The 7,178-nt window shown below is 36.9% G+C and carries 4 protein-coding genes; 2 read left to right on the top strand and 2 right to left on the bottom strand.

Annotated elements, in window-relative coordinates; all coding sequences use genetic code 11:
- The coding region (locus tag ABIZ51_09430; protein ID MEO7089000.1) for a gliding motility-associated C-terminal domain-containing protein at nucleotides 1-2,995 on the top strand (2,995 nt) is incomplete at its 5' end.
- Nucleotides 2,996-3,080: 85 nt separating this feature from the next.
- On the opposite strand, the gene ABIZ51_09435 is transcribed toward ABIZ51_09430, so the two are convergent.
- The gene (locus ABIZ51_09435; GenBank protein MEO7089001.1) at nucleotides 3,081-4,319 is read right to left on the bottom strand and encodes a metallophosphoesterase; all 1,239 of its coding nucleotides are present in this window, start codon (nucleotides 4,317-4,319) and stop codon (nucleotides 3,081-3,083) included.
- Between the two features lie 235 nt (nucleotides 4,320-4,554).
- Here ABIZ51_09435 and ABIZ51_09440 point away from each other — a divergent pair, with 235 nt between their 5' ends.
- A complete protein-coding gene (locus ABIZ51_09440) occupies nucleotides 4,555-6,573 on the top strand; it encodes a T9SS type A sorting domain-containing protein (GenBank protein ID MEO7089002.1) in 2,019 nt (672 codons plus the stop codon).
- Between the two features lie 417 nt (nucleotides 6,574-6,990).
- Here the strand turns inward: ABIZ51_09440 and ABIZ51_09445 are convergent.
- A partial coding sequence (locus tag ABIZ51_09445; GenBank protein MEO7089003.1) for a gliding motility-associated C-terminal domain-containing protein occupies nucleotides 6,991-7,178 on the bottom strand: 188 nt, incomplete at its 5' end.

Here is a 7,178-nt window from a genome sequence, read left to right on the forward strand (position 1 = left end):
CTTCAAAATACAACAGTCGTACAATAATAAATTTCCATTAATTATTGATCCAACACTTATTTTTTCAACGTTTACGGGTTCTACCGTTGATAATTGGGGAATGTCGGCAACATACGATGCATTCGGAGACGCCTATACTTCAGGCATCGCTTTTGGTGTGGGCTATCCAGTTACTACAGGTGCATTTCAAGGTAGTTATGCGGGGGGCGGACACGGTGGTATTGATACAACCAGCAGTTTTTATATGGGCTATGTGCATACGGATATTTCCGTAAGTAAATTTGATCCAGCTGGAAGTACGCTCCTTTATTCTACCTATTTGGGCGGTAGCAATAATGAACAACCGCAAAGTATTATTGTAGATAATAACAATGATTTATTAATTTTTGGAAGGACCTATTCGTCTGATTTTCCCACTACGCCTGGTGCATACAGTAGCACATTAAAAGGTGGAGCAGATATGATTATTACTAAATTTGATGCTACGGGAGCTACTTTATTGGCTTCTACTTATATTGGAGGAAGTAAAGACGATGGCGTAAATATTACGTCTTATGAAAATGTACTTTCTTCCCTTAAATACAATTACAGTGATGATGCGCGTGGAGATATTTTAGTAGATAACAATAACAATATTTATATCGCTGCTTGTACACAATCCTCTGATTTCCCAACTACTTCAGGAGCTTTTCAAACTACTTTTCAGGGAGGTTTGCAAGATGGCTGCGTGTTTAAATTGGACGCATCGCTTCGGACACTAATTTGGAGTACTTTTTTAGGTGGGCACGATGATGATGCCGCTTATTCGATGGCATTTGATAATTTACAAAATATTTTTGTAACGGGAGGAACGGTGAGTAAAAATTTCCCTACTACAGCAGGTGCTTTACACACGATTTTTCAAGGAGGATTTTCCGATGGCTTTTTGACACATTTCACCAATAGTGGAGCCTTAATGCAATCTACGTATATCGGCACAAGCGGATATGATCAATCTTATTTTGTACAAACAGATAGATATGGAAATCCGTATTTGTACGGACAAACTTCGGGTGCTTATCCAGTATCGGCAGGTGTTTATTCCAATCCCAATAGTGGTCAATTTATCGATGAATTAAATAATTCGCTTTCTACCACTATTTATTCAACCGTATTTGGCTCAGGAAGAGGGACTCCTGATATTTCACCTACGGCATTTTTAGTAGATAAATGTGAAAATATTTATATTTCTGGTTGGGGCGGAAAATTATATGGATACAATCAGCCGACCAGTTCTGTAATTGGGATGCCTATAACCAGCAATGCTTTTCAGCCGACTACCAATGATGGCGATTTTTATTTTGCAGTTTTTCAACGAAACCTCGCATCGCTTTGGTACGGTACTTTTTTCGGTGGTCCGATTAGTCAGGAGCATGTAGATGGCGGTACCAGTCGTTTTGATAAATCAGGAATGATGTATCAAGCAATCTGCGGTGGCTGTGGTGGAAATTCAGACATGCCTACTACTCCTGGTGTATGGTCAAATACGAACAAAAGTAATAATTGCAACAATGCGCTTGTTAAATTTCGTTTTGATTTAACCAATACGGTTGCTGCTTACAACGTTTTTCCAAATCCTGCCGAAGGCTGCGCGCCCTTTACTGTGGCTTTTACCAATACAAGTTTGAATGGAACATCGTATTATTGGAATTTTGGTGATGGAGATACTTCGAATTTAGTTGCTCCAACACATACCTATATGAATCCTGGGACATATAATGTGGAATTGATTGGCACCAACCCAACTACCTGTAATATCAGAGATACTGCCTATGGTATTGTAATTGTATTACCGCCGCTTACAATTAATCATGAACCCGATATGACCATTTGTAAAGGAGATACCGTTCATTTTAACGCAACAGGAGGGACGAGCTACGCATGGGTTCCGCCGACAGGCTTAAGCAATGCTTTTATTGCCAATCCTGTGGTATATCCACCTGCCACCACCAGTTACACTGTTAATATAAGTACTACAGCTTGCCAATCATCAGATACCATAAATGTAAAGGTCAATCAAAACCAAACACATATTACGTCCTCTGGTCCAACAGTTTTTTGTCCACCTTCGGCGGTGTTTCTAAATGTCGGAAATCGCTATACGTCTTATTCTTGGTTAGGAGGACAAAGTACATCTAATATTACCGTCAATCAATCTGGTGAATACATCGTGCATACAGTTGATTCAAATGGATGTAAAGGCACTGATTCTATTGCGATACAAGTATATGCGCCCGTCGTTCCTGCTATTTCTAAGGATACTGTTATTTGCCAAGGACAATCAGTTCAACTCAACGCGTCTGGTGGAATTTCGTGTCAGTGGTATCCCAATGAGGCATTGAATAATAATGAAATATTTAATCCAATCGCCAATCCGCTTTCAAACATCACTTACAAAGTAAATATTTCCAATGGGCATTGCAATGCGATAGATACAGTAACTGTTCACGTAAAACCGATTCCTTACGTTTATGCGGGAGAAGATGTAACCATTTTACCCGGTGAAACTACTGTTTTACAAGCCAGCGGAGATTCTAATTATTTATGGTATCCGCCGTATGGTTTAAGTTGTACCCATTGTGCAAATCCCTCCGTAAGCCCAGATAGCACCACTACTTATTACGTTACCGTGAGTAATGCGTTTGGGTGTTCTGCTACGGATACGGTTACGATTTATGTGCAACCTACTTTGTACATTCCCAATGCTTTTACGCCGAATGGAGATGGTGTAAACGATGTTTTTGCGCCGAAATTTTTCGGAATAAAAACACTGCAAGTTTATATTTACAATCGTTGGGGAGAATTAATTTATCAATGGAATACCTTGAATGGTTTTTGGGATGGGAAAATGAATGGTCGCACCGTTCAGGAAGATGTATATGTGTATTTGTTAGAAGCTGTTACTGATCGTAATGTTTCCATTAAACGTACTGGAACCGTTACGGTTGTACGTTAGTTTTTTTCTTTTTTCTTGATGAAAATTCGAGACCCAAAAAACAGGTTTGAAAAATTATTTTTTCGAAGCGCTTTTTTTGAGAATTTTATTTTCGTTTTAATTCAATCACGGTAATTTCAGGCGACATTCCCACTCTGCCCGGAAAGCCAATAAAACCCAATCCTCTGTTTACGTATAAAAATTGTTTTCTTTCTTGATACAATCCGCCCCAGCGTGGATAACGCATTTTTACCGGACTCCATTGCAAATTGCCAATTTTAAAACCAAATTGCATACCGTGAGTATGTCCGGAAAGCGTTAAATCGATGTTTGTTTTTTTCAATACTTCCAAATCCCAATGCGATGGATCGTGAGAAAGTAGTAATTGAAAATTATTTTTTGGAACACCTTCCAAGGCTTTTTTTAAATTTCCGTATTGTTTAAAAGGTGGTTTTCCCCAATTTTCAACGCCGATGAGCGAGATTTGTTCTCCTTTATTTTCGAGCGTTACATTTTCATTTAATAATAATCGGAAACCAATTTCGTGATGAAACTCCTTCAAACGATCGAGATTTTTATTCTTTTCTTCTTCGGAATCCCATCCGCCATAATCGCCGTAATCGTGGTTTCCGAGAATTGAAAATTTACCTTTTTTTGCGTTTATCTTTTCTAAAGTAGGTTTCCAACCATCGGTTTCGCTTGCGTAATTATTCACCAAATCGCCCGTAAAAAAAACATAATCCGCATTTTGTTTGTTGATTAAATTTATGGCTTTTTCTAAATTTATATAATGATTGTTGAAACTACCGATGTGTATATCAGAAATCTGGACAATCCGTAAACCGTCAAATGCAGCAGGTAAATGATCGAATGATAGAATTTTTTTTCGGACGGTAAAATTATATTTCCCAAAAATAATTCCGTAAAGAATGGCGAAAAAAAGAAATGCCCAAACAACAATTCCAATTTTTGTAAAGAGCGTAAAATGTACGTTCGAAAAATTATTTTTTGGAAGCAGTTTAAAAAGTAAAGAACTGGCGTCGTTAATGGCTTGAAAAAAAACGAAAAAAAGTTTCGGAATTAAATCTAAAATCAATAAACCGAAAAGCGAATAAGCGAAGGAAATAAATTTTTTCGAACGACTTTTTGTTTGAAAATATTTTACCGTTATGGCAATACCAATATACAATACAACTGAAAATAACCAATAGGAAACGTACAAAAATGTTTTTAGGATTTCGTTATTTAAAACAACCGCTATGTATCGAATGCCTTGAAAAGCGTAGATGTCTGCGAGTAATAAAACTAAAATCAATAATGAAATTTGGGAAACACTTCTTTTCATAAAATTATTTTTTTGGGTTGTGATTGTCAATTATCGTGCCTCTCGAAAAATTATTTTTTTGAATGCCAAAATGGCAAAATTATTTTTTTGAATGGCAAAATTAGATTTCAATTAAACTTTCATTCCTTTTTTTTGTCGGAATAGTTAAGTTACAAATATTTTTTTATATTTGTGTACTCTAAAAATTAAAAGTGTAATTCTCTTTTATCAATTAATAAATTTAAAAACAAAAAACATGAAAAAAACATCACTATTCCTAATGGGTGTTGGAATTGTTTTTGGCGCTACGGCACAAAATGCTGTAAAGACAAACAAAAATGCCATTATCAAACCAATTCTTTTAGCGAGAGCTCCAGCCATTTCGGTGGAAAATGCAAACACAAAAGCAACTAGTTTTTCGGCACATGCTTTGAGACCACGTATTGTAAGCGGTTATTCTACACAATCAGCTCTTATTTCGAGCGAAACTTCTATCGGTAGTTCGTACAACGCGTTTGGAACTTCTGACGCAGATTGTAGAGCACTTACTGCTGACCAAGATTTAAACATTGTGAATTTTGCCCATCGCCAAAATAATGGCGCTGCTGGTGGAAGTGGATTAGTAATGAGCAGTTCAGCTAATTTTAGCAATGCTTGTTCTGCAGCTGCATGGGACAGTACATTAATGGTTTATAACGAACAATACATGAGCTACTCAGGTGGTCGTTATCCTTCTGGTATGATTTACAATCCTTCTGGAAATACAGTTGTTGATAGTGCTTTTGTAGTTATTAGCGGTCCGATTACCAACGGTACTAAATGGATTGGAAATTATTTCGCCAGTTCTAATTATGCTGGTCATCACCAACACAATTTTGTAATTCCTGAACCAGGATTGTTGCACGATAGTGCAGGAGTAATGTTTCAATATTTTGCAGCCATTAACTCTCAAACAACAGATGATGGAGTTGCACACGTATTGGGCGAGCGCGTGAATGCAAATGCACCAGCTTCTACCACCACCAATCTTTTATCAGATGGAGTAGTGGTGAACAATGGTATTTTTGATGCTGTAGCAGATACGTTTAAATGGTCACAAACAAGAATTTACGAACAATTTTCGCATGGTAATACCAACCAAGAATACGGTACTTCTGGAAATATGGCTTGGTCGCAAGACGGAACTGTTGGTTACGTAGTTTTTATCGGACACGATTCTGTAACTCAATATAATGGAACTTTCGAACCAATTGTTTTCAAAACAACAAATAGCGGAGGAACATGGACAAAAATGACCGTGTACGATTATTCTACCATCGCTAACATTACGGCTAAATTGCCAGCTATCCAAAGTTCGTCAAAAGTTGTTCCTTTCTTTTACGGAGGAGCAGGAAACGGTATTGGTTTAACGGTGGATGCGAATTACAATTTGCACATTGCTTGCCAAATCAATGGTGTAGCCAATGTTACCAATAATTCGGATTCCTTGCAGGTTTACAAAAAACAACAATTGTTTGATGTTTATACTACATCAACAGGTTGGAATGCGTTATGGATTGATTCCTTGAATGCACAATACAATACGGCAGCTACTACCCCAACTTGGGCAGGGTCCCCATCTACTGAAAACCTTGGAAATGGCGCTAGATTACAAGTCTCCAGAACAAAAGATGGAAAAAAAGTATTTTACGAGTGGATGGATACTGATCCGAATATTGATACATTAAATGCTTACCCTAATGTACTTGCAAAAGGTTTTGATGTAACTACTAACTTCCAAACGCCTGTTGTTAATTTTAGTGTAGGAACACCCTTTGATGCCAGTATGTGGTGGATGTTTGCATCCAACATTACGATGGTACAAACTGGAAGTCCGAATGTATATACGATTCCAACAACAAGAACGAACAACGCTTCTCAAACTTCCACTTCGGCAGTTCAGCATTATTACATGTGCAGCGTATCGTTTACTGAAAATGATTTCAGTCCATTGGCTGTGAATGAATTAGCAGCTAACGCGATGTCGGTTTCACAAAATTTTCCGAATCCGTTTAGTAAATCTACTTCGTTTGTGGTAAGTTTATCTCAAACAAGTAATGTAACGATAAAAGTTTACAACACGCTCGGACAATTAGTAATGGAAACAAATAATAACAATTTGTCTGTTGGAAAACACACGATGAAATTAGATGCTGCTAAATTATCTGCAGGACTTTATTTTTACAGTGTGAAAGTAGGCGATAACATTGTAACACATAAAATGATTGTTCAATAATTTTATACAATCCAATAAATAAAAAAAGCCTCCGAATTTTCGGAGGCTTTTTTTATGAAAATAAACAGCTTTGAAAAAATAATTTTTCACGATGTTGTTTTTATAACAAAGATTCTTTATGCTCTCTTTATATAGAGCCAACTAAGAACAAGAAATCAATCTGTTTGTTTCTCATGTGCGTGTTCGAGCGCAGTCGATGAAAAACATAGATACTTCCCCGAAATTATTTCAGCGTCTGTTAATTTCCTTTTGGGGATATTGAATAAAGTTGAGTATGACCATTGTGCCTTTTAATCGAACATCTTAATTCCCAATCCTTTCGTTCCGATTTTCCACTTTCAAAAATTAATTTCTAGGGGTGTAAAAAAAGCCCTCATTTTGGGAGGGCTTTAGAATTAATTTTTCGAGATTAGTTTGTTATCTGACAACAGATACATGCCCGATGTATTGATGGTTATGTCCTAAAAAATCCTTTGTTACAATTTTCCAAACATATACATCTTGTTGAACGATGTTTGCTCCTCCCATTACTTTACCGTCCCAACCTTGACTGAGATTAGTGGTATAGAAGATGAGATTTCCCCATCTGTCGAAGATATACATTT

It is taken from the genome of Bacteroidia bacterium (assembly GCA_039924845.1).
Lineage (GTDB): Bacteria > Bacteroidota > Bacteroidia > DATLTG01 > DATLTG01 > DATLTG01.